17 protein-coding genes are annotated in these 20,077 nt (G+C 62.1%); 6 read left to right on the forward strand and 11 right to left on the reverse strand.

What is annotated here, in order from left to right:
* The first annotated feature begins 5 nt into the window (after positions 1–5).
* The 6 genes from NMB39_RS12590 (at position 6) to NMB39_RS12615 (ending at position 4,995) form a co-directional block, all read left to right on the forward strand.
* Positions 6–668, forward strand: coding sequence for an amino acid ABC transporter permease (locus NMB39_RS12590; RefSeq protein WP_046068496.1), 663 nt, complete (start codon positions 6–8; stop codon positions 666–668).
* Positions 665–1,447 (forward strand): amino acid ABC transporter ATP-binding protein, encoded by a 783-nt coding sequence (locus NMB39_RS12595; RefSeq protein ID WP_043051427.1) that lies wholly within the window; start codon positions 665–667, stop codon positions 1,445–1,447. The genes NMB39_RS12590 and NMB39_RS12595 overlap by 4 nt, the downstream gene beginning before the upstream one ends.
* 15 nt (positions 1,448–1,462) lie before the next feature.
* Complete coding sequence (locus NMB39_RS12600) at positions 1,463–1,852, forward strand: RidA family protein (protein WP_057025099.1); 390 nt, start codon at positions 1,463–1,465, stop codon at positions 1,850–1,852.
* A 145-nt stretch (positions 1,853–1,997) separates the two neighbouring features.
* Positions 1,998–2,762 (forward strand): IclR family transcriptional regulator, encoded by a 765-nt coding sequence (locus NMB39_RS12605; protein WP_046072489.1) that lies wholly within the window; start codon positions 1,998–2,000, stop codon positions 2,760–2,762.
* Between the two features lie 9 nt (positions 2,763–2,771).
* On the forward strand, positions 2,772–3,980 hold the full coding sequence (locus NMB39_RS12610) for an amino acid deaminase (protein WP_494339144.1): 1,209 nt from the start codon (positions 2,772–2,774) through the stop codon (positions 3,978–3,980).
* Positions 3,981–4,089: 109 nt separating this feature from the next.
* On the forward strand, positions 4,090–4,995 hold the full coding sequence (locus NMB39_RS12615; protein WP_494339143.1) for a sugar kinase: 906 nt from the start codon (positions 4,090–4,092) through the stop codon (positions 4,993–4,995).
* Positions 4,996–5,115: 120 nt separating this feature from the next.
* Here the strand turns inward: NMB39_RS12615 and NMB39_RS12620 are convergent, their stop codons facing one another.
* The 11 genes from NMB39_RS12620 to NMB39_RS12670 all read right to left on the reverse strand — a co-directional run bounded on the left by NMB39_RS12620 (position 5,116) and on the right by NMB39_RS12670 (position 19,978).
* Positions 5,116–5,391 (reverse strand): peptidylprolyl isomerase, encoded by a 276-nt coding sequence (locus NMB39_RS12620; protein ID WP_003174397.1) that lies wholly within the window; start codon positions 5,389–5,391, stop codon positions 5,116–5,118.
* Positions 5,392–5,434: 43 nt separating this feature from the next.
* A complete protein-coding gene (locus tag NMB39_RS12625) occupies positions 5,435–7,972 on the reverse strand; it encodes a PAS domain-containing hybrid sensor histidine kinase/response regulator (RefSeq protein ID WP_306958116.1) in 2,538 nt (845 codons plus the stop codon).
* 140 nt (positions 7,973–8,112) lie between these two features.
* A complete protein-coding gene (locus tag NMB39_RS12630) occupies positions 8,113–10,068 on the reverse strand; it encodes an acetoacetate--CoA ligase (protein WP_494339142.1) in 1,956 nt (651 codons plus the stop codon).
* 97 nt (positions 10,069–10,165) lie between these two features.
* Positions 10,166–10,939, reverse strand: coding sequence for a 3-hydroxybutyrate dehydrogenase (locus NMB39_RS12635; protein ID WP_367236510.1), 774 nt, complete (start codon positions 10,937–10,939; stop codon positions 10,166–10,168).
* Positions 10,940–10,946: 7 nt separating this feature from the next.
* On the reverse strand, positions 10,947–12,338 hold the full coding sequence (locus NMB39_RS12640; RefSeq protein WP_057025105.1) for a GntP family permease: 1,392 nt from the start codon (positions 12,336–12,338) through the stop codon (positions 10,947–10,949).
* 275 nt (positions 12,339–12,613) lie between these two features.
* On the reverse strand, positions 12,614–14,023 hold the full coding sequence (locus tag NMB39_RS12645) for a sigma-54 interaction domain-containing protein (RefSeq protein WP_494339141.1): 1,410 nt from the start codon (positions 14,021–14,023) through the stop codon (positions 12,614–12,616).
* Between the two features lie 22 nt (positions 14,024–14,045).
* Complete coding sequence (locus NMB39_RS12650) at positions 14,046–15,617, reverse strand: ABC transporter ATP-binding protein (protein WP_494339140.1); 1,572 nt, start codon at positions 15,615–15,617, stop codon at positions 14,046–14,048.
* 10 nt (positions 15,618–15,627) lie between these two features.
* Entirely contained in the window at positions 15,628–16,650 is a 1,023-nt protein-coding gene (locus NMB39_RS12655; RefSeq protein ID WP_043050504.1) for an ABC transporter permease, read from the reverse strand.
* Positions 16,650–17,708 (reverse strand): microcin C ABC transporter permease YejB, encoded by a 1,059-nt coding sequence (locus NMB39_RS12660; RefSeq protein ID WP_057025108.1) that lies wholly within the window; start codon positions 17,706–17,708, stop codon positions 16,650–16,652. The genes NMB39_RS12655 and NMB39_RS12660 overlap by 1 nt, the downstream gene beginning before the upstream one ends.
* Positions 17,708–19,567 carry an extracellular solute-binding protein gene (locus tag NMB39_RS12665; RefSeq protein WP_367236522.1) on the reverse strand — a complete coding sequence of 620 codons (1,860 nt, stop codon included), beginning with the start codon at positions 19,565–19,567 and terminating at the stop codon, positions 17,708–17,710. The genes NMB39_RS12660 and NMB39_RS12665 overlap by 1 nt, the downstream gene beginning before the upstream one ends.
* 129 nt (positions 19,568–19,696) lie before the next feature.
* Positions 19,697–19,978, reverse strand: a complete 282-nt coding sequence (locus NMB39_RS12670) for a peptidylprolyl isomerase (protein ID WP_044274278.1) — start codon at positions 19,976–19,978, stop codon at positions 19,697–19,699.
* Positions 19,979–20,077: the final 99 nt, after the last annotated feature.

Below are 20,077 nucleotides of genomic sequence, written 5' to 3' on the forward strand. Positions count from 1 at the left end.
TTTCCATGTACGAATCCCCCAGTTGGCTGCATGAATTATGGGTCGCCCGCGATACGCTCTGGGCCGGCTTCCAGGCCAGTGTGTACGTGTCGGCCCTGGCGATTATCTTTGGCACCCTGATCGGCATCGTCGCCGGCTTGATCCTGACCTACGGCAAGTTCTGGATGCGCGCGCCGTTTCGCCTGTACGTCGATTTGATCCGGGGCACACCGGTGTTTGTGCTGGTACTGGCGTGTTTCTACATGCTGCCGGCGCTCGGCTGGCACATCAGCGCATTCCAGGCCGGTGCGGTTGGGCTCACGTTGTTCTGTGGCTCCCATGTGTCGGAAATCGTGCGCGGCGCGCTGCAAGCCATTCCCCGTGGGCAGCTGGAAGCAGGCAAGGCCATTGGCCTGACGTTTTACCAGTCCCTGGGCTACGTGCTGTTGCCCCAGGCGCTGCGGCAGATCCTGCCGACCTGGGTCAATTCCTCCACGGAGATCGTCAAGGCCTCGACCTTGCTGTCGGTGATCGGCGTGGCTGAGTTGCTGCTCAGTACCCAGCAGGTGATCGCACGCACCTTCATGACCCTGGAGTTCTACCTGTTCGCCGGGTTTCTGTTCTTTGTCATCAACTACGCCATTGAATTATTCGGGCGCTACATTGAAAAGCGGGTGGCCTTGCCATGAACCAAGCTCAAACCAACCCAGCGTTGCTGGACATTCGCGGGCTGCGTAAACAGTACGGCGAAGTGGAGGTGCTCAAGGGCGTGGACCTGTCCATGCAGCGCGGCAACGTGGTGACCTTGATCGGCTCCAGCGGCTCGGGCAAGACTACCTTGCTGCGCTGCGTGAACTTGCTGGAAGAGTTCCAGGGCGGGCAGATCACCCTGGATGGCGAGTCCATCGGCTACCGCGAGGTCGGCGGCAAGCGCGTGCGCCATCCGGAGCGTGTGATTGCCCAGCACCGCGCAATGACCGGCATGGCGTTCCAGCAATTCAACCTGTTCCCGCATCTGACCGCGCTGCAAAACGTCACCCTCGGCTTGCTCAAGGTCAAGAAGATGGGCAAGGATGAAGCCGTGGCGCTGGCCGAGAAATGGCTGGACCGCGTCGGCCTGCTGGAGCGCCGTAACCACTTCCCGGGTCAATTGTCCGGTGGCCAGCAACAGCGCGTGGCGATTGCCCGCGCTATTGCCATGAACCCCAGCCTGATGCTGTTCGACGAAGTTACCTCGGCCCTGGACCCGGAGCTGGTGGGCGAAGTGCTCAGCGTGATCAAGGGGCTGGCGGAAGAGGGCATGACCATGTTGCTGGTCACCCACGAAATGCGCTTTGCCTATGAAGTCTCGGACCAGATCGTCTTCATGAACCAGGGCCGCATTGAAGAGCAGGGTACCGCCAAAGACATTTTCGAACGGCCGCAGTCGCCGCGCCTGGCGGAATTTCTCAAGAACATTCGTTTTTAACAAGGAGCAACTTGCATGAGCATTACTCGTTACGGTACCGGCAGCACCGCAGGTGGCGGCCAGCCACGTCCCTTCGCCCGTGCGGTAGAGGCCGATGGCTGGCTGTATGTGTCAGGCCAGGTGCCCGCCGTGGACGGCGAAATCATCAGTGGCGGCATCGTTGAGCAAACCCGGCAGACCATGCGCAACGTGGTGGCGATCCTCGAAGAGGCCGGCTACGAACTCAAGGATGTGGTGCGCGTGGGTGTGTGGCTGGAAGACCCACGGGACTTCTGGAGTTTCAACAAGGTCTTCGGCGAATACTTCAGCCCGGAACACGCCCCGGCGCGGGCCTGTGTGCAGGCCAATATGATGGTTGATTGCAAGGTTGAGATCGACTGCGTGGCCTACAAGAAAAAGGGCTGAATATTCAAACCCTGTAGGAGCGAGCTTGCTCGCGAAGATCGTCAATGATAACGCGGGTATTCTGTATGAACGCGTTGTCCTGAAGTTTTTCGCGAGCAAGCTCGCTCCTACAGAAGACTTCATACCACTCGGGACCGAGTCCACTATGACCGAAGACCTCATCAAGCGCCGCGCCAAAGGCCTTGACCGTGCGTTCGATATCCTCGATTTTCTCAAGGAGATCGGCCAGCCCCTGCGCCCGAATGACATTGCCAGCGGCATCGGCAGCCCCAAGTCCACGGTCTACGAGCTGGTCGCGTCTCTGCTGGAGCGGCGCATCCTGGAAACCGTGGGCAAGGACGGTCACGTGTATCTGGGGCGCCAGTTGTATTTTCTCGGCCAGGCGCACCTGCGCCACTTCGACCTGACCCGCGAGGCCGACCACGCCTTGCAGGACATCGTCAGCCAGACCCACGAAACCGCGCAGATGTGCCTGCTCAACGGGCGCAAATATACGGTGGCGCTGATGCGCGAGGGCCAGCGGCATTTCAGGATTTCTTCGGATATCGGTGAAAACGCACCGATCCCGTGGACCGCTTCCGGGCGCCTGCTGCTCGGGCATTTGAGCGACCAGCAGATCATTGACCTGATCGACCCCGACGATTTCATCCTGCCGGACGGCCAGCGCCTGCCGTTGCACATCTTCCTGGCGCAGATCCGCCAGGCCACCCTTGATGGCTTTTTTTCCTTCGACAGTGTGGCCGATACCTTTACCCATTGCTTTGCCGCCCCGGTGCGGGACGCCCAGGGCGTCAGCATTGCGACCCTGTGCATCGTCGCCCCCCGGGCCGATGCCAGCAAAAACTACCACGACTATCGCCGGGTGCTGATCGACAGCGCCAACAGCCTGGCCCGGCGTATCAACGAATAGGAGTTTTCCATGTCTGCCCTCAATGCCGTTGAAAAAGGCGCCGCCGCTATCGGTGCCCACTTGGTCCGCGACGTCAGCCTGCCGGCCCTGGTGCTGCACCGCGACGCCCTGGAACACAACATTCGCTGGATGCAGGACTTTGTCAGCCGCAGCGGCGCTGAGCTGGCGCCCCACGGCAAGACCAGCATGATGCCCGCGCTGTTCCAGCGCCAGATCAGCGCCGGCGCCTGGGGCATCACCCTGGCCAGCGCCGTGCAGACCCGCGCTGCCTACGCCGGTGGCGTGCGTCGCGTGCTGATGGCCAACCAACTGGTGGGCGCGCCGAACATGGCGTTGATCGCCGAGCTGCTGGCCGACAAGGATTTCGACTTCCACTGCATGGTCGATCACCCGGATAACGTCGCCGGCCTGGGACTGTTCTTCGCCGCCCGTGGCCTGCGCCTGAACGTGATGATCGAATACGGCGTGGTCGGCGGCCGTTGCGGTTGCCGCAGCGAGCACGAGGTGCGCGAGCTGGCCAAGGCAATCAAGGCCCAGCCCGCGCTGGCCCTGACCGGTATCGAGGGCTACGAAGGGGTGATCCACGGTGAACATGCCATCAGCGGCATTCGTGACTTCGCCGCCAGCCTGGTGCGCCTGGCGGTGGACTTGCAAGACAGCGGCCTGTTCGACCTGCCCAAGCCGATCGTCACGGCCTCGGGCTCGGCCTGGTACGACCTGATCGCCGAGTCGTTCGAAGCGCAGAATGCCGCGGGGCGTTTCCTCAGTGTGTTGCGCCCCGGCAGTTATGTGGCCCACGACCATGGTATCTACAAACAAGCCCAGTGCTGTGTGCTCGAGCGCCGCAGCGACCTCGACGAAGGCCTGCGCCCGGCGCTGGAAGTCTGGGCCCATGTGCAGTCGCTGCCGGAGCCGGGCTTTGCGGTGGTTGCCCTGGGCAAGCGCGACGTGGCTTATGACGCCGGTTTGCCGGTGCCGCTCAAGCGCTACAAGGCCGGGATTGTGCCGGCCCAAGGCGATGATGTGAGTGCCTGCAAGGTCACGGCGGTGATGGACCAGCATGCGTTCATGACCGTGGCACCGGGGGTTGACTTGCGCATCGGCGACATCATTTCGTTTGGTACTTCCCACCCTTGCCTGACCTTCGACAAATGGCAGGTGGGTTGCCTGGTGGATGAGCAGTTGCAGGTGGTCGAAAGCTTGTGTACCCGCTTCTAGACCGAGTCGCTCCTATCGGGGGCAAGCCCCCTCCCACATTTGGAATGCATTCCCCTGTGGGAGGGGGCTTGCCCCCGATGAGGCCATCAGCCCCACCGAGACCGCAGCCATGACCACCCAACCCCGCATCGCCCTTATCGGCGAATGCATGATCGAACTGCAACACCGCGCCGACGGTAGCCTGCATCAGAGCTTCGGTGGCGACACCCTGAACACGGCGGTGTACCTGCGCCGCGAACTGGGCGAGGTCGGCAGCGTCGACTATGTCACCGCCCTGGGCGATGACAGTTTCAGCGATGCCATGTGCCAGCAATGGCACGAAGAGGGCGTTGGCCTGGGCATGGTCCAGCGTCTGCCCGGACGCCTGCCGGGCTTGTATTGCATCCAGACCGATGCCAATGGCGAACGCAAATTTCTGTATTGGCGCAACGAAGCGGCGGTGCGCGACTGCTTCACCACGCCAGCGGCCGAGCCGATACTGGCGGCGCTGCCGGATTATGACGTGGTGTATTTCAGCGGCATTACCCTGGCGGTGCTGGGAGCGGTGGGGCGCGGGCGCCTGCTGCAAACCCTGGTGCAAACCCGCCGTCGGGGTGGCAGGGTGGTGTTCGACAACAATTACCGGCCACGGCTGTGGGCTGATGCCGCAGCGGCCCGTGAGGCTTATAGCAAGGTGCTGGCCGAAGTGGATATCGCCCTGTTGACCGAGGACGACGAGCGCGCCTTGTTTGGCTATCAAGACAGCGAGCAGGTGTTTGCGGCGTATCCATCAATTGCAGAAGTGGTGCTCAAGCGTGGGGCGGATGCCTGTCTGATTCGTTGTGCGGGGCAGCGCTTTGCAGTGCCGGCACTGAAGGTGGAGAAGGTGGTGGATACCACGGCGGCGGGGGATTCGTTCAGTGCGGCGTATCTGGCCGGTCGACTTAAAGGTGAGTCGCCGCAAGAGGCTGCCATGGCGGGGCATCGGTTGGCGAGTCGGGTGATCCAGGTGTCGGGGGCTTTGATACCGAGGTGAATGGCCGCCTGTGGCGGATCGGGGGCAAGCCCCCTCCCACAGTTGACCCTGTTCCAACTGAAGCAATGCAGTCTAATGTGGGAGGGGGCTTGCCCCCGATGAGGGCTAAAAGGCAACCCATCAGTCCCGGTAAAACACCTGCACCAGGTGATACCCGAACTTGCTCTTGATCGGCCCGTGCACCACCTTCACCGGCTTCTTGAAGATCACCGCGTCGATTGCCCCCACCATCTGCCCTGGCCGCACTTCACCCAGGTCGCCGCCACGCTTGCCCGACGGGCAGGTGGAGTACTTCTTGGCCAGCACATCAAAGGCTTCGCCCTTGGCAATGCGCTGTTTGAGCTGTTCGGCTTCTTCGCTGGTTTTCACCAGAATATGACGGGCTTGGGCTTTCATTGGTCTCTACCAGCTGTGCGACGGCGCGCGATTATGCCTGAACTCATGTCTCGACGCCGAGCATGCTGCGGATTTTAGTGGCCAGCAGGTCGATGGAAAACGGCTTGGCCACCATGTCCATGCCGTCTTCCAGGAAACCTTGGCGTTCGGCGGCTTTCTCGGCGTAGCCCGTCATGAACAACACCCTCAGGCCCGGGCGATGCTGGCGGGCGATTTCCGCCAGTTGCCGGCCGTTCATGCCCGGCAGGCCGACGTCGGTCACCAGCAGGTCGACGCGCAGATCCGACTCCAGCAGCGGCAGCGCCGCGCGGGCATCCGCCGCCTGGTGGGCGGTATAGCCCAGCTCGTTGAGCACGTTGACCACCAGCATGCGCACCGCCGGGTCGTCCTCGACCACCACCACGGCTTCACCGGCCTGGGCCACGGGGGCTTCGGCCAGGCTGGCGGGCAGGTTGCTTTCCAGCGCGGTGCCATACAGGCGTGGCAGGTACAGGCGCACACAGGTGCCCTGGCCCGGTTCGCTCTGGATGGTCACATGGCCTCCGGACTGCTGGGCAAAGCCATAGATCATCGACAACCCCAGGCCGGTGCCTTGGCCGATGGGCTTGGTGGTGAAGAATGGATCGAAGGCCTTGGCGAGGATTTTCGGCGCCATGCCGCTGCCATTGTCGCTCACGCCGAGCATCACATAGTCGCCGGCCTTGACCGGCTCCAGGGTGGTGATGTCGGTGCCGTCCAGGTAGCTGTTGGCGGTTTCGATCAGCAACTCGCCACCATCGGGCATGGCATCGCGGGCGTTGATCACCAGGTTGAGCAGGGCGTTTTCCAGTTGGCTGGCGTCGGTGTTCACTGGCCAGATGTCCTTGCCCAATTGCACATTGAGTGTGATATGCGCGCCCTTGGTGCGCTGGAACAGCTCTTCCAGGGACGCCACCAACTGGTTGGGATCGGTGGGGCGCCGGTCCAGCGACTGGCGTCGCGAGAACGCCAACAGGCGGTGGGTGAGGGCCGCGGCACGGTGGGCGGAGGCGACGGCGGCGTCGGCAAAGCGGCCGATATCGTCGCTGCGTCCGGCGGCGATGTAACGTTGCATCAGGTCGAGGCTGCCGATGATGCCGGTGAGCATATTGTTGAAGTCATGGGCGATGCCGCCAGTGAGCTGGCCCACCGCTTCCATCTTTTGCGCATGACGCAAGGCATCTTCGGCGCGCTCGCGCTCGAACATCTCGTTTTGCAGGCGCTGGTTGGCTTCGGCCAGGGCCTGGGTGCGCTGGGCCACGCGTTCTTCGAGGTTCTCGTTGAGATGGCGCAGGGCTTCTTCGGTGAGTTTGCGTTCGGTCTCATCGATCACGAAGATGTAGAAGCCATTGACCGAGCCGTCGTTGCTGAAGCGCGGCAGGTACTTCATCAGCGCGTGGCGCGGGCGGCCGTCACGATGAGGCGTAATGGTCATGAAGCTGCACGCCTTGCCGTTGAGGGCGGCTTCAATCTTGTCTGCGCGCCCGGCATACACCTCGTCGCCGAGGACTTCGCGGATGGTCTTGCCGTACAGCTCCTGGGGGGTCATGCCGTACCAGTCGAGATAGGCGCTGTTGTTGAGGCGAAAGCGCTGCTCATGGTCGACATAACCGATCAGTACCGGCATGGCGTTGATGATCAGTTGCAGCTCGGTCTGGCTTTGGCGCAGGGCCTGTTCGGTATGCTTGCGCTCGGTGAGGTCCAGCGCCGCGCCGAGGAACCGCGCAGGGCGGCCCTGCTGATCCTTGTAGCAGCGGCCACGAGCGAACACCCAGCGCACTTGGCCGTCGGCTTGCAACAGGCGGTATTCCTCGGCGTATTCGGTGCCGAAGGTGATGCAATGCTTGATGCTGCGCGCCACCATGCCACGGTCTTCGGGGTGCACGCCTTGCAGGTAGGCGCTGATGGGCAACAGGCCGGCATCATTGGGGTCGACGCCATGCAGGTGGGCGAAATGGGCGTCGGCGATAAAGCGGTCTTCCCCGATATCCCAATCCCAGGTGCCTACCGCATCGGTGGCTGCCAGGGCCAGTTGCAGGCGCTGCTCGGTGCTGCGTTGGGCCTTGAGGCTCTCTTCGGAGCGCTGCTGCAGTTCGAGGGCTTTGCTGCGCCGTTCGTTGGTTTCGATGGCGGTGACCAGGATACCGGCCACCAGGCCGCTTTCATCGCGCACCGGGCTGTAGGTCAGGTCGAGCCAGATGTCGGTGTCGCGGCCCTGGCGTTGCACCATGAAGCGCTGCTCGCTGAAGGTGCGCACCTGACCGCTGAGGACCGCGTCGTAGACCGGCCCGGCGAAGCTCTCCAGCTCCGGCCAGGTATGATGTGCCGGCTGGCCAAGGGCGCCGGGGTGCTTGTTGCCCACCAGCATTGCAAAGGCATCGTTGTAGAGTTGCGTGAGTTGCGGCCCCCATAGCAGCACCATCGGCATCGGCGAATGCACGACGATATCGACGGCGGTGCGCAGGCTTTGCGGCCAATCAGTGGCCTCACCGAGTGGGCTTTGCGCCCAGTCCAGCCGCTTGATCAATGCAGCGGCTTCGCTACCGGTGGATGTTCCATTCATGAAAAAGCCCTGAGCATGACGCTTTGAAAAAATGACAACACCCATTGTCCCAAGGGATAACAGCGGGTGACTACCCCCGAAAAATAGCATGCCTTGAGGGTTTTTCTTCAAAACGCTGCGTCAGCGCTGAAACCTTTCATCTAATAATCCAGTTCAGCTCGATTGCGAAATTGCTCCAGCGCCTGGGGGTTGGCCAGGGCATCGGTGTTCTTCACCGGCTCCCCGTGCACCACGTTGCGCACGGCCAATTCAACGATCTTGCCGCTGATGGTGCGAGGGATATCCGTGACAGCGAGGATTTTGGCCGGTACGTGGCGCGGCGTGGTGTTGGCGCGGATCACCTGGCGGATCTGCTGTTGCAGCGCCTCATCCAGTTCGACTCCGTCATCGAGACGCACAAACAGCACCACGCGCACATCGTCCTGCCAGCTTTGACCGATGGCGAGGCTTTCCAGCACCTGAGGTAGTTTTTCCACCTGGCGATAAATCTCGGCGGTGCCGATGCGCACGCCGCCGGGGTTGAGCACAGCGTCCGAACGCCCATGAATCAACAGACTGCCATTGGGCCTTTGTTCGGCATAGTCCCCCTGGGCCCATACGCCGGGATACTGGCTGAAATACGAGGCGCGCAGCTTGGTCTGTTGCGGGTCGTTCCACAATCCGATGGGCATGGCGGGGAAGTGCCGGGTGCACACCAGTTCGCCTTTCTCTGCGACCAAGGGCCGGCCCTGGTCGTCCCATACTTCAATGGCCATGGCCAGGCTCTTGCACTGCATCTCACCGCGCCGCACCGGCAGTACCGGATTGCCAATCACAAAGCAGGAGACGATATCGGTGCCGCCGGACATCGACGACAGGCACAGCTCAGCCTTGATCTCGCGGTACACATAGTCATAACTCTGGGGCGACAGCGGCGAGCCGGTGGAAATCAGACCCTTGAGGCTGCCCAGGTCGTGGCTCAGGCGCGGTTGCAACCCGGCTTTCTCCAGGGTCGCAAGGAACTTGGGGCTGGTGCCGAACACACTGATTTTTTCCGCATCGATCAGGTCGATCAAGCGCTCAGGGCCGGGATGAAACGGTGAGCCGTCGTACAGCACCGCGGTGGCACCGAGCGCCAGCACCGACACCAGCCAGTTCCACATCATCCAGCCGCAGGTGGTGTAGTAGAACAGGCAGTCCTCGCGGCCGAGGTCGGCGTGCAGGCCGTGTTCCTTGAGGTGGGTGAGCAGTACGCCGCCGGTGCCGTGGATAATGCACTTGGGCACGCCGGTAGTGCCGCTGGAATAGAGGATATACAGCGGGTGATCGAACGGTACCGCGACAAATTCGGGCTCGCCACCGGCTTGGTAGAAGTCGTTCCACAGCGCGACCCGGGCTTGGGTGCGGTAGTCCCCGACCTGCGCCTGGGGCTGGGCGTAGGGCACGATGATCAACTGTTGCAGGGACGGCAGGCGTTCGAGGATGTCATTGAGCTTGGCGCTCTGGTCGATGGCCTTGCCGGCATAGCGGTAGCCGGCGCAAGTGATCAGCACCTTGGGTCCGATCTGGCCGAATCGATCGATCACGCCCTGGGTGCCGAAGTCCGGCGAGGAGCATGACCAGATCGCACCGAGGCTGGTGGTAGCCAGCATGCCCACCAGGGTTTGCCAGGTGTTGGGCATACATGCCGCGACCCGATCGCCGATGCCCACACCTGCCGCCCGCAGGCTGCGTTGCAGGCCGGCGACGTGGGCGGCCAGTTCGGCATAGCTCAGTTGTTCGCGCTGGCCGTCCTCGCTGATGGCCACCACGGCGGGGTGATCGTCGCGGCGGCGCAACAGGTGTTCGGCAAAGTTCAGGGTGGCGCCGGGGAACCACTGGGCGCTGGGCATTTCAGCGCCCTCGACCAGGGCCGTGGTGGGTGGGCTGCGAAATTGCACGTCGAAGAACGCGACAATCGCCTGCCAGAAGTCCGGGCGCTGGTCGATGCTCCATTGGTGCAGGGCGGGGTAGTCGCTGAGCTGCAGGCTGTGGCGATCATTGATAAAGCGCCGGAACTGGTCCATCCGCGTGTTGGCGATGCGTTCGGGGGAGGGTTGCCAGAGGATGTCGGACATAGCGAAATCTCTTGTTCTTGTATCGGTCTTCCAAACAATAGAGTTCCAATGTGGGAGGGGGCTTGTCCCCCCCACATTTGATTTCCAGTGTCTGGGGTTACTGGGCCAGCCAGCCGCCGTCGATATTCCACGCGGCGCCACGCACCTGGCTGCCAGCCTCGCTGCACAAAAACAACACCAGCTCGCCCAACTGCGACGGCGTGACGAACTCCAGGGACGGCTGTTTCTCCGCGAGCAAATCCTGCTGCGCCTGCTGCGGGTCGACCCCCGTGGCCACCCGATCGTCAATCTGCTTCTGCACCAACGGCGTCAGCACCCAGCCCGGGCAGATGGCGTTGCAGGTCACGTTGCTGGTGGCAGTCTCCAAACCCACCACCTTGGTCAGGCCAATCACCCCATGCTTGGCCGCCACATACGCGGCCTTGCCCACTGAGCCGACCTGGCCGTGCACCGAGGCGATGTTGACGATGCGCCCCCAGCCCTTGGCCTTCATGCCCGGCAAGCCCAGGCGTGTGCTGTGGAACACCGAGGACAGGTTGATGGCAATGATCGAGTCCCAGCGTTCCACTGGAAAGTCTTCCACCGCCGCCACATGCTGGATGCCGGCGTTGTTGACCAGGATGTCGACGCCGCCGAATTCGCGCTCGGCGTAGGCGAACATGTCGGCAATCTGCGCCGGGTCGCTGACGTCTGCCGGGTGGTGCCCGACCTTGCCGCCAAACCCCTGCACCTGGGCGATCACCGCGCTGGCGTCGCCAAAGCCATTGAGGATCAGGCTGGCACCGGCCTTGGCCAGGCTCAGGGCGATGCCTAAGCCGATGCCGCTGGTGGAGCCGGTGACCAGGGCGGTCTTGCCATTCAAAGTCGTCATGAGAACCTCACACAATGCCAGTGGCGTAGAAAGTACCGATCACCACGAACACCGCGAGGGTCTTGATGATGGTGATGCCGAAAATGTCCTTGTAGGCCTCGCGGTGGGTCAGCCCGGTGACCGCCAGCAGGGTGATCACCGCGCCGTTGTGGGGCAGGGTGTCCATGCCGCCGCTGGCCATGGCCGCGACCCGGTGCAGCACTTCAAGGGGGATATTGGCCGCGTGGGCCGCCGAGATAAAGCTCTCGGACATCGCCGCCAGGGCGATGCTCATGCCGCCGGAAGCGGAACCGGTGATACCGGCCAGCAAGGTCACGGTAATCGCTTCGTTGACCAACGGGTTGGGGATGCCCTTGAGCCAGTCCGCCAGCACCAGAAAGCCTGGCAATGAGGCAATCACCGCACCAAAGCCGTATTCCGATGCGGTGTTCATGGCAGCGAGCAAGGCACCGCTCACCGCGCTCTTGCTGCCTTCGGCCAGCTTGCTTTTGATTGCAGAAAAGCCGAACACCAACACCACGATAATCCCCACCAGCAACGCCGCCTGCACCGCCCAGATTGCGGTGAGCTTGGCAATTTCGGTGGTCACCGGCGTGCTCATGCCCGGCAGGCTGAGGCTGTGGGTCTTGCCGTACCACTGTGGGATCCAGTGGGTAAACAGCAGGTTCATCACCCCCACCAGGATCAGCGGCGACAGCGCGAGCCAGGGGTTGGGCAGGGTGAGGTTTTCAGCCGTCTCCGGCTCGTTACGCAGCTCGGTGCCATAGCCTTCGCCGGCTCGCTGGGCCTTGTTGCGCTGGCGCGCCAGGTAGAGCATGCCGGCGCAGAACACGAAGATCGTGCCGATCAACCCCAGCCACGGTGCGGCCCAGGCGGTAGTGTTGAAGAAGGTGCTGGGGATGATGTTCTGGATCTGCGGCGTGCCGGGCAGTGCGTCCATGGTGAACGAGAACGCGCCAAGGGCGATGGTCGCCGGGATCAGGCGCTTGGGGATATCGCTTTGGCGGAACATCTCCGCCGCGAACGGGTACACCGCAAACACCACCACGAACAGCGATACGCCGCCGTAGGTGAGCAGGGCGCAGACCAACACGATGACCAGCATCGCCTGGCGCGTGCCGAGCAAGCGGATCGCAGCGGCGACGATGGAACGTGAGAAACCCGACAACTCGATCAGCTTGCCGAACACCGCGCCAAGCAGGAACACCGGGAAATACAGCTTGATAAAGCCCACCATCTTTTCCATGAACACCCCGGTGAAAGCAGGGGCGACGGCGGACGGGTCGGTGAGCAACACCGCGCCAAGGGCGGCGATGGGGGCAAACAGGATGACGCTATAGCCACGGTAGGCCGCCAGCATCAGCAGCGCGAGCGCGGCCAGGGCAATGATCACACTCATGGTGTGTCTCCATCGGATTGTTATTGTTGTGGGTGAAGCGGTGGGAGAGGCTATAGCTAGATGTGTGCCATGTTATTAACTTATTGAAAAACAACAATATTTTCAGGGATTTCAATAGCGCTTTGAAATTTTATCTCTATTTAGAGACAAACAATTACCTAATGTGGGAGGGGGGGTTGCTCCCGATAGCATTGTGTCAGGCTGAGCATCTGTACCTGACCACTGCTATCGGGAGCAAGCCCCCTCCCACATGGGGTTGTCTTTGTATGGAGAATTTAGTCTCCATTTGGAGACGTGGTCAGGCCCAACGCTACCATTTTCTTGTACAGCGTCGACCGCCCCAGCCCCAACCGCTTGGCAGCCTCCACCACATTCCCCGCGCACGCCTGCAACGCTGTACCAATCACCTGCCGATCAAACCGCTCCCGCGCCGCGGCGAACGTTTCATCCTCGACCGCCGCCACCGCGCCACGGGCCACCGGGCTGAACGTGCCAATCGCTGCGCGAATCTCACTGGCGTTCAGTACCAGGTCGTCACTCAACAAAGCTGCACGCTCCAACACATTGCGCAGTTCGCGGATATTCCCCGGCCACGCATGCTGGGCCAACAACGCCAAGGCATCACGGTCAAGCTCATGCTGGCTGCGCAGCTCTTCGAGAATCGCCTCGCTCAGGGCCGGTATATCTTCCAGGCGCTCTCGCAAAGGCGGCACTTGAATAGGCAGTACATTGAGGCGGTAGTACAAATCCGCACGAAACTCGCCGCGCTTGATCGCGGCTTCCAGGTCCATGGACGTGGCAGCAATCACCCGCACATCGCTGTGCAGCATCTCGTTGGAACCCACCGGTTCGAATTCCTTTTCCTGCAATACCCGCAGCAGTTTGCTTTGCAGCGGCAGTGGCATGTCGCCGATTTCGTCGAGGAACAGTGTGCCGCCCTGGGCGATCTGGAACTTGCCGGGGCGGCCCTTGCGGTCGGCGCCGGTAAACGCGCCGGGGGCGGTGCCGAAGAACTCGGCCTCGAGCAGGTCATGGGGAATCGCCGCGCTGTTGATACTCACAAAGGCTTTGTGCGCCCGAGGTGACGCGCCGTGGATGGCCTGGGCGAGCAGTTCCTTGCCGGTGCCGGTCTCCCCCAGCAGCAACACCGGTGACTCGGCGCTCGCACTGCGCCGCGCCCGGCGCTTGACCTCGAGGCTGGCGGCGCTGGTGCCGATAAAGTGCGCGAAGTTGTATTTGCTTTGCCGCGAACGCAGCAGCGAGCGCGTCGAAGCCAGCTCCTGCTGCATGCTCAGGTAGCGCTCGATCAGCGGCGACAGGTTGCGCAGCTCATCGAACAGCGCAAAGCCAATAGCGCCGATGACCGCGCCGGCATCGTCGTGGATCGGCAGGCGCATCACCACCAACGGGCCCTTGGGGGTGTCCTGGATATCCAGCAGGATCGGCCGGTCGTTGCGCACCACCTGGCGCAACAGGCTGTTGGAAATCACCTGCTCGCAGGGCTGGCCGATGGCCTCATCGGCGCTGTGCAGGCCGAAACGCCTGGCGTAGCGCTCGTTCATCCATACGATGTTCGCATCGCGGTCGACGATGACCGTGCCTTCGCTGGACTGCTCGATGATCTCGAACAGCGACTGGATGGCCAGGCCGCGAACGTGTTGGTAGTCCTTGAGGCTGGTGCTCATGGAGGCAGAATCCTGTTGATCATCACAAAGGGATGTGCGCTGCAGCCAACAGCTCCTTGGTATAGGGGTGCTGGGGCGATTCAAACACAGCATGGCTGGCACCGCGCTCCACCACCTTGCCATCCTTGACCACGATCAGGTCATGGGCCATGGCGCGGACCACGGCCAGGTCATGGCTGATAAACAGGTAGGTCAGGCCGTATTTGTCCTGTAGTTCACGCAGCAGCGCCACCACTTGTTTCTGCACCGTACGGTCCAGGGCCGATGTGGGCTCGTCGAGCAGCATCAACGCCGGCTTGAGCACCAGGGCGCGGGCGATGGCGATGCGCTGGCGCTGGCCGCCGGAGAATTCATGGGGGTAGCGATGCCGGCTGGCGGGGTCGAGGCCCACATCCTTGAGCACCTGGATCACCTGCGCATCGCGCTCGGCCAGGCTGCAGGGTGCATGCACTTCCAGGCCTTCGCTGATGATCTGCTGCACCGACATGCGTGGGCTGAGGCTGCCATAGGGGTCCTGGAACACCACCTGCATCTGCTTGCGCCATGGGCGCATCTGCTGATGGTTAAGTGGGTCGAGGGCCTCGCCCTGGAAGCGGATGCTGCCGTTGGAGTCGAGCAAGCGCAGGATCGCCTGGCCCAGGGTGGACTTGCCCGAACCGGACTCGCCAACAATCCCCAGGGTCTTGCCGCGTTGCACGCTGAGGCTGATGCCGTCCACCGCATGCAGGTAGGTCTTGCGCCGAAACAATCCGCCGCCGAGGGGGAATTTCACGCTCAGGTCATCCACCTGCAACACCGTCTCGCGCTCATCGCCGCACAGCGCATCGCCCGCCGGCTCGGCGTCCAGCAGCAAGCGGCTGTAGGGGTGCTGCGGGGCCGTAAACAGTGTCTGGCAGTCGGCCTGCTCAACGATTTCGCCGGCATGCATCACGCAGACACGCTGGGCAATGCTGCGTACCAGGTTGAGGTCATGGCTGATCAGCAGCAGTGACATGCCCAGGCGTTGCTGCAAGGACTTGAGCAGCAGCAGGATCTTGCGCTGCACGGTCACATCCAGCGCCGTGGTGGGTTCGTCGGCAATCAGCAGCTCCGGCTCGCAGGCCAGGGCCATGGCGATCATCACCCGCTGGCGCTGGCCACCGGACAGCTGGTGCGGGTAGGCCTTGAGCCGTTCCTGGGGCTTCTGGATGCCCACCAGTTCCAACAGTTCGAGGATGCGCGCCTGCGCCGCCTTGCCGCCCATGCCCTTGTGCAGCAGCAGGGTTTCGCCGATCTGCTTTTCGATGCTGTGCAGCGGGTTCAAGGAGGTCATCGGCTCCTGGAAGATCATCGCAATGCGGTTGCCGCGCAGCTTTTGCAGGGTGGCCGGCGACGCGCCCATCAGCTCCTGGCCGCGATACTTCACCGAGCCGGTGCTCAATGTGCCGGCTTCGGGCAGCAGTTGCAGGATCGAATGGGCCGTCACCGACTTGCCCGAGCCCGATTCCCCCACCAGCGCCAGGCACTCGCCTGGGCGCACGTCCAGGCTCAGGTTGCGCACCACGGTCTGGCCGCTGAACGCGACGCACAGGTCGCGGATTTCGATCAGGTTCATAGGCAATTACTCATGAGCGAGGGTCGAAGGCGTCACGCAACGCCTCGCCGATAAACACCAGCAGCGACAGGATCAGCGCCAGGGTAAAAAACGCCGTGAGGCCCAGCCACGGCGCTTGCAGGTTCTGCTTGCCCTGGGCGATCAGCTCACCCAGCGAAGCACTGCCGGCAGGCATACCGAAGCCGAGGAAGTCCAGGGCGCTCAAGGTGGATATCGCCCCGGTCAGGATGAACGGCAAATAGCTCAAGGTGGCGGTCATGGCATTGGGCAGGATATGCCGGCGAATGATCTTGCCGTCGCCCAGACCCAGTGCCCGTGCCGCCTTGACGTATTCCAGGTTGCGCCCGCGCAGGAACTCGGCACGCACTACGTCGACCAGGGCCAGCCAGGAAAACAGCGCCATGATCCCCAGCAACCACCAGAAATTCGGCTCCACAAATCCGGACAGGATAATCAGCAGGTACAGCACTGGCAGACCGGACCACACCTCGAGAATGCGCTGTCCGAGCAAGTCCACCCAACCGCCGTAGTAACCCTGCAAGGCTCCGGCGGCGATGCCGATGGCGGCGCTGATGGCGGTCAAGGCCAAGGCAAACAGGATCGACACTCGCGCGCCAAATATCACCCGTGCCAACACATCGCGGGATTGGTCATCGGTGCCCAGCCAGTTCACCGCCGAAGGTGGGCTCGGGGCAGGGCGGGTCAATTCGTAGTTGGGCGTGTCATCGCTGAATGGAATCGGCGGGAACAGCATCCAGCCGCCGTCCTGCTTGATCAGCTTTTGCACGTAGTCACTGCGGTAGTCGGCCTGGAAGGGCAGTTGCCCGCCGAACTGTTGCTCGGTGTAGCGCTTGAACACCGGGAAGTACAGCTCGTTCTTGAAACTGAGCACCAGCGGTTTGTCGTTGGCGATCAACTCGCCGCCCAGGGTCAGGATAAACAGACCGATAAACAACCACAGCGACCACCAGCCGCGACGGTTTTTCTTGAAACGCTCGAAACGCCGACGGGCTACGGGAGACAGGTTAAGCATCAGGCGTTCCTCGCGGCGAAGTCGATACGCGGGTCCACCAGGGTGTAGCAGAGGTCACCGATGAGTTTTATCAGGAGGCCGAACAAGGTGAAGATAAACAGCGAACCGAACACCACCGGGTAGTCGCGGGACACCGCCGCTTCGTAGCTCATGCGGCCCAGGCCATCGAGGGAGAAAATCACCTCGATCAGCAGCGAGCCGGCAAAGAACACGCTGATGAACGCCTGGGGAATGCCCGAGATCACCAGCAACATGGCGTTGCGGAACACGTGCCCGTACAACACCCGGTGTTCGCTCAAACCCTTGGCGCGGGCGGTGACCACGTACTGGCGCGTGATTTCATTGAGGAAAGAGTTCTTGGTGAGGATGGTCAAGGTGGCAAACCCACCGATCACCAGCGCCGTCACCGGCAGCACCAGGTGCCAGAAATAGTCGGCAATCTTGCCCACCGTACTCAGCTCGGCAAAGTTTTCCGAGACCAGCCCACGCACCGGGAACCAGTTCAGCGAGGTGCCGCCGGCGAACACCACGATCAGGAACATCGCAAACAGGAACGCCGGCATCGCATAACCGATCACAATGGCGGTGCTGCTCCACATATCAAAGCTGCTGCCATGGCGCACGGCCTTGCGTATGCCCAGGGGGATCGACACCAGGTAAGTGATCAGCGTCGCCCACAGGCCAAGGGAAATCGTGACCGGCATTTTTTCCAGGATCAGGTCGGTCACCGTCGCGCCGCGAAAGAAGCTGTTGCCGAAATCCAGCTGGGCGTAGTTCTTGAGCATCAACCACAGGCGTTCCGGTGCAGACTTGTCGAAACCGTATTGTTTTTCGATGTCCTTGATCAGCTTCGGGTCCAGGCCGCGGCTGGCCCGCGAGCCGCTGATGCCTTCGCCGGATGCGCCGGCGACACCACCGCCGCCAATGCCTTGCAGATGGGCGATGGCCTGTTCTACCGGCCCGCCAGGGGCGGCCTGCACGATCACGAAGTTCACCAGCAGGATGATCACCAGCGTCGGGATGATCAGCAGCAGGCGCCGCAGGATATAGGCAAGCATCAGCGGGCCCCTCTACGTTTTTTCAGCTCGGCTTGCATTTGTTCATTGGTCAACGGGGTAGGGCTGACTTCCCACCAGGTTTCCAGGGCTTCGTCGTTCTTCGCCTCGATGGCCGGGCGGCCGAAACGGTTCCACCACGCGGCGGAGGTGCCAGGCGGGTAGTAGTTGGGGATCCACAGGTAATTCCATTGCAGCACACGGTCCAGTGCATGGGCGTAGGTGAGCATCTGCGCCTGGGTATTGGCCTTGACCAGCCCATTGATCAGCGTATCGACGGCGGGATCCTTGAGCACGATGTAGTTGTTGGCGCCCGAATCGAATGCGGCGGCGGAACCGAAATAGTTGTATAGCTCCATGCCCGGCGAAGTGGTGACCGGAAAACCGGTGACAATCATGTCGTAGTCCCGGGCCATCAGGCGGTTGACGTATTGCGAGGAGTCGATGCGGCGGATATTGAGGGTGATGCCGATCTGCGCCAGGTTGCGTTTGTAGGGCAGCAACAGGCGCTCCAGGCCGTTCTGGACATTGAGGAAGGTGAACTCCAGCGGTTCGCCCTCGGCATTGACGAGCTTGTCGCCAAGCGGTTTCCAGCCGGCCTGTTCCAGCAGGGCCAGGGCTTGCAGTTGTTTATCGCGGATCATACCGCTGCCGTCGGTGACCGGGGCCTTGAACACCTGGCTAAACACTTCGTCGGGGATCTGCCCGCGCAATGGCTCGAGGATCGCCAGTTCTTCCTGGGTCGGCAACTGAGTGGCCGCCAACGGGCTGTTGGAGAAGTAGCTCTGCTGGCGGATGTACAGGTTGCGCATCATCTGCCGGTTGGCCCATTCGAAATCCCACAGCATCGCCAGGGCCTGGCGCACACGGCGATCCTTGAATATCGGTTTTTGCACGTTGAACACATAGCCCTGGGCCGGTTGCGGCATTTCCTTGGCCAGGTGCGCACGTTGCAGGCGGCCATCGTCCAGCGCCGGGCCGTTGTAGCCGATGGAGTAACCGGTGGCGGAAAACTCACGGTTGAAATCGTAGGCGCCGCCGCGCAGCACCTGGCGCGCCACCTCGGTGTCGCCGAAGTATTCCAGGCTCAGGTGATCGAAGTTGTACAGGCCACGGCTGACCGGCAAGTCCTTGCCCCACCAGTCGGGATCACGAGTAAAGGTGATGGTGCTGCCGGAATCGATCTTGCTGACCTTGTACGGGCCGCTGCCCAGTGGGGCTTCGTAGCCGCCACCATTGGCAAAGTCACGGGTCTTCCACCAGTGCTCGGGGAACACCGGCAAGGTGGCGATATCCAGGGGCAGGGTGCGGTTCTCGTTGCTGGAAAAATCGAAGCGCACCTGGCGCTCGCCTTCGACTTCGACCTGCTTGACGTCGGCGAACAATGTGCGAAAGCGCAGGCTGCCTTGGGTCATCAGCAAGTCGAAGCTGTAGCGCACGTCTTCGGCGGTAATTGGCGTGCCGTCGGCAAAACGTGCCTTGGGGTTCAGGTAAAAGCGCAGCGACAGGCCGTCGTCGGCGCGCTCCATCTTTTCTGCCACCAGGCCGTAGACGGTGTAGGGCTCATCCAGCGAGCGCAGGGCCAGGGGCGCATACACCCAGCCGTCGACCTGGGACACGCCGATGCCTTTGTCGATATACGGCAGCACATGGTCGAACCGCCCGACCTCCAGCGCCGAACGCCGCAGGCTGCCGCCCTTGGGCGCATCGGGGTTGGCATAGTCGAAATGGCTGAAACCGGCAGGGTATTTGGCCGGCTCGCCATAGACCGTCAGGTAGGTTTGCGGGGCCGCGATCACCGCAGTGCTGGTCAGCAGCAGGGCCAAAGTAGAAGAGAGTAGAGATGAAAAAGCCAATCGCATAACAGCCTTGAACGCCGGGTGAAGAAGAATAAGGATTTGTACGCTAACGGCCTGGGCATCGCCAGTCATCAGATGCACAACGGCCCACCAAAGGGTGGGCCGTTGTTTATAGCATCAGCGCGGATTGAATCAATCCTGGCGGCTGGTGACTTCCAGCAGGTGATAACCGAACTGGGTTTTCACCGGGCCTTGCACGGTGTTGACCGGCGCGCTGAAGACTACGGTGTCGAATTCCTTGACCATTTGGCCCGGGCCGAACGAACCCAGGTCACCGCCTTGGCGGCTGGATGGGCAGCTGGAATTGGCTTTGGCGATTTCTGCGAAATCAGCGCCGCCTTCGATCTGGGCCTTGAGCTCATTGCACTTGTCTTCAGTGGCAACGAGGATGTGACGGGCGGTGGCTTTGGCCATGGGGAATAACTCCTAGAGTAAAAAACGGTGAGCCTACCGGATTCAGTCGGTTATTTCCTGGCAAAGTTCCCATCACTTGCTTGAGTCGCTCCAAAAGCG

The sequence above is a fragment of the Pseudomonas sp. FBCC-B545 genome, from assembly GCF_059134095.1.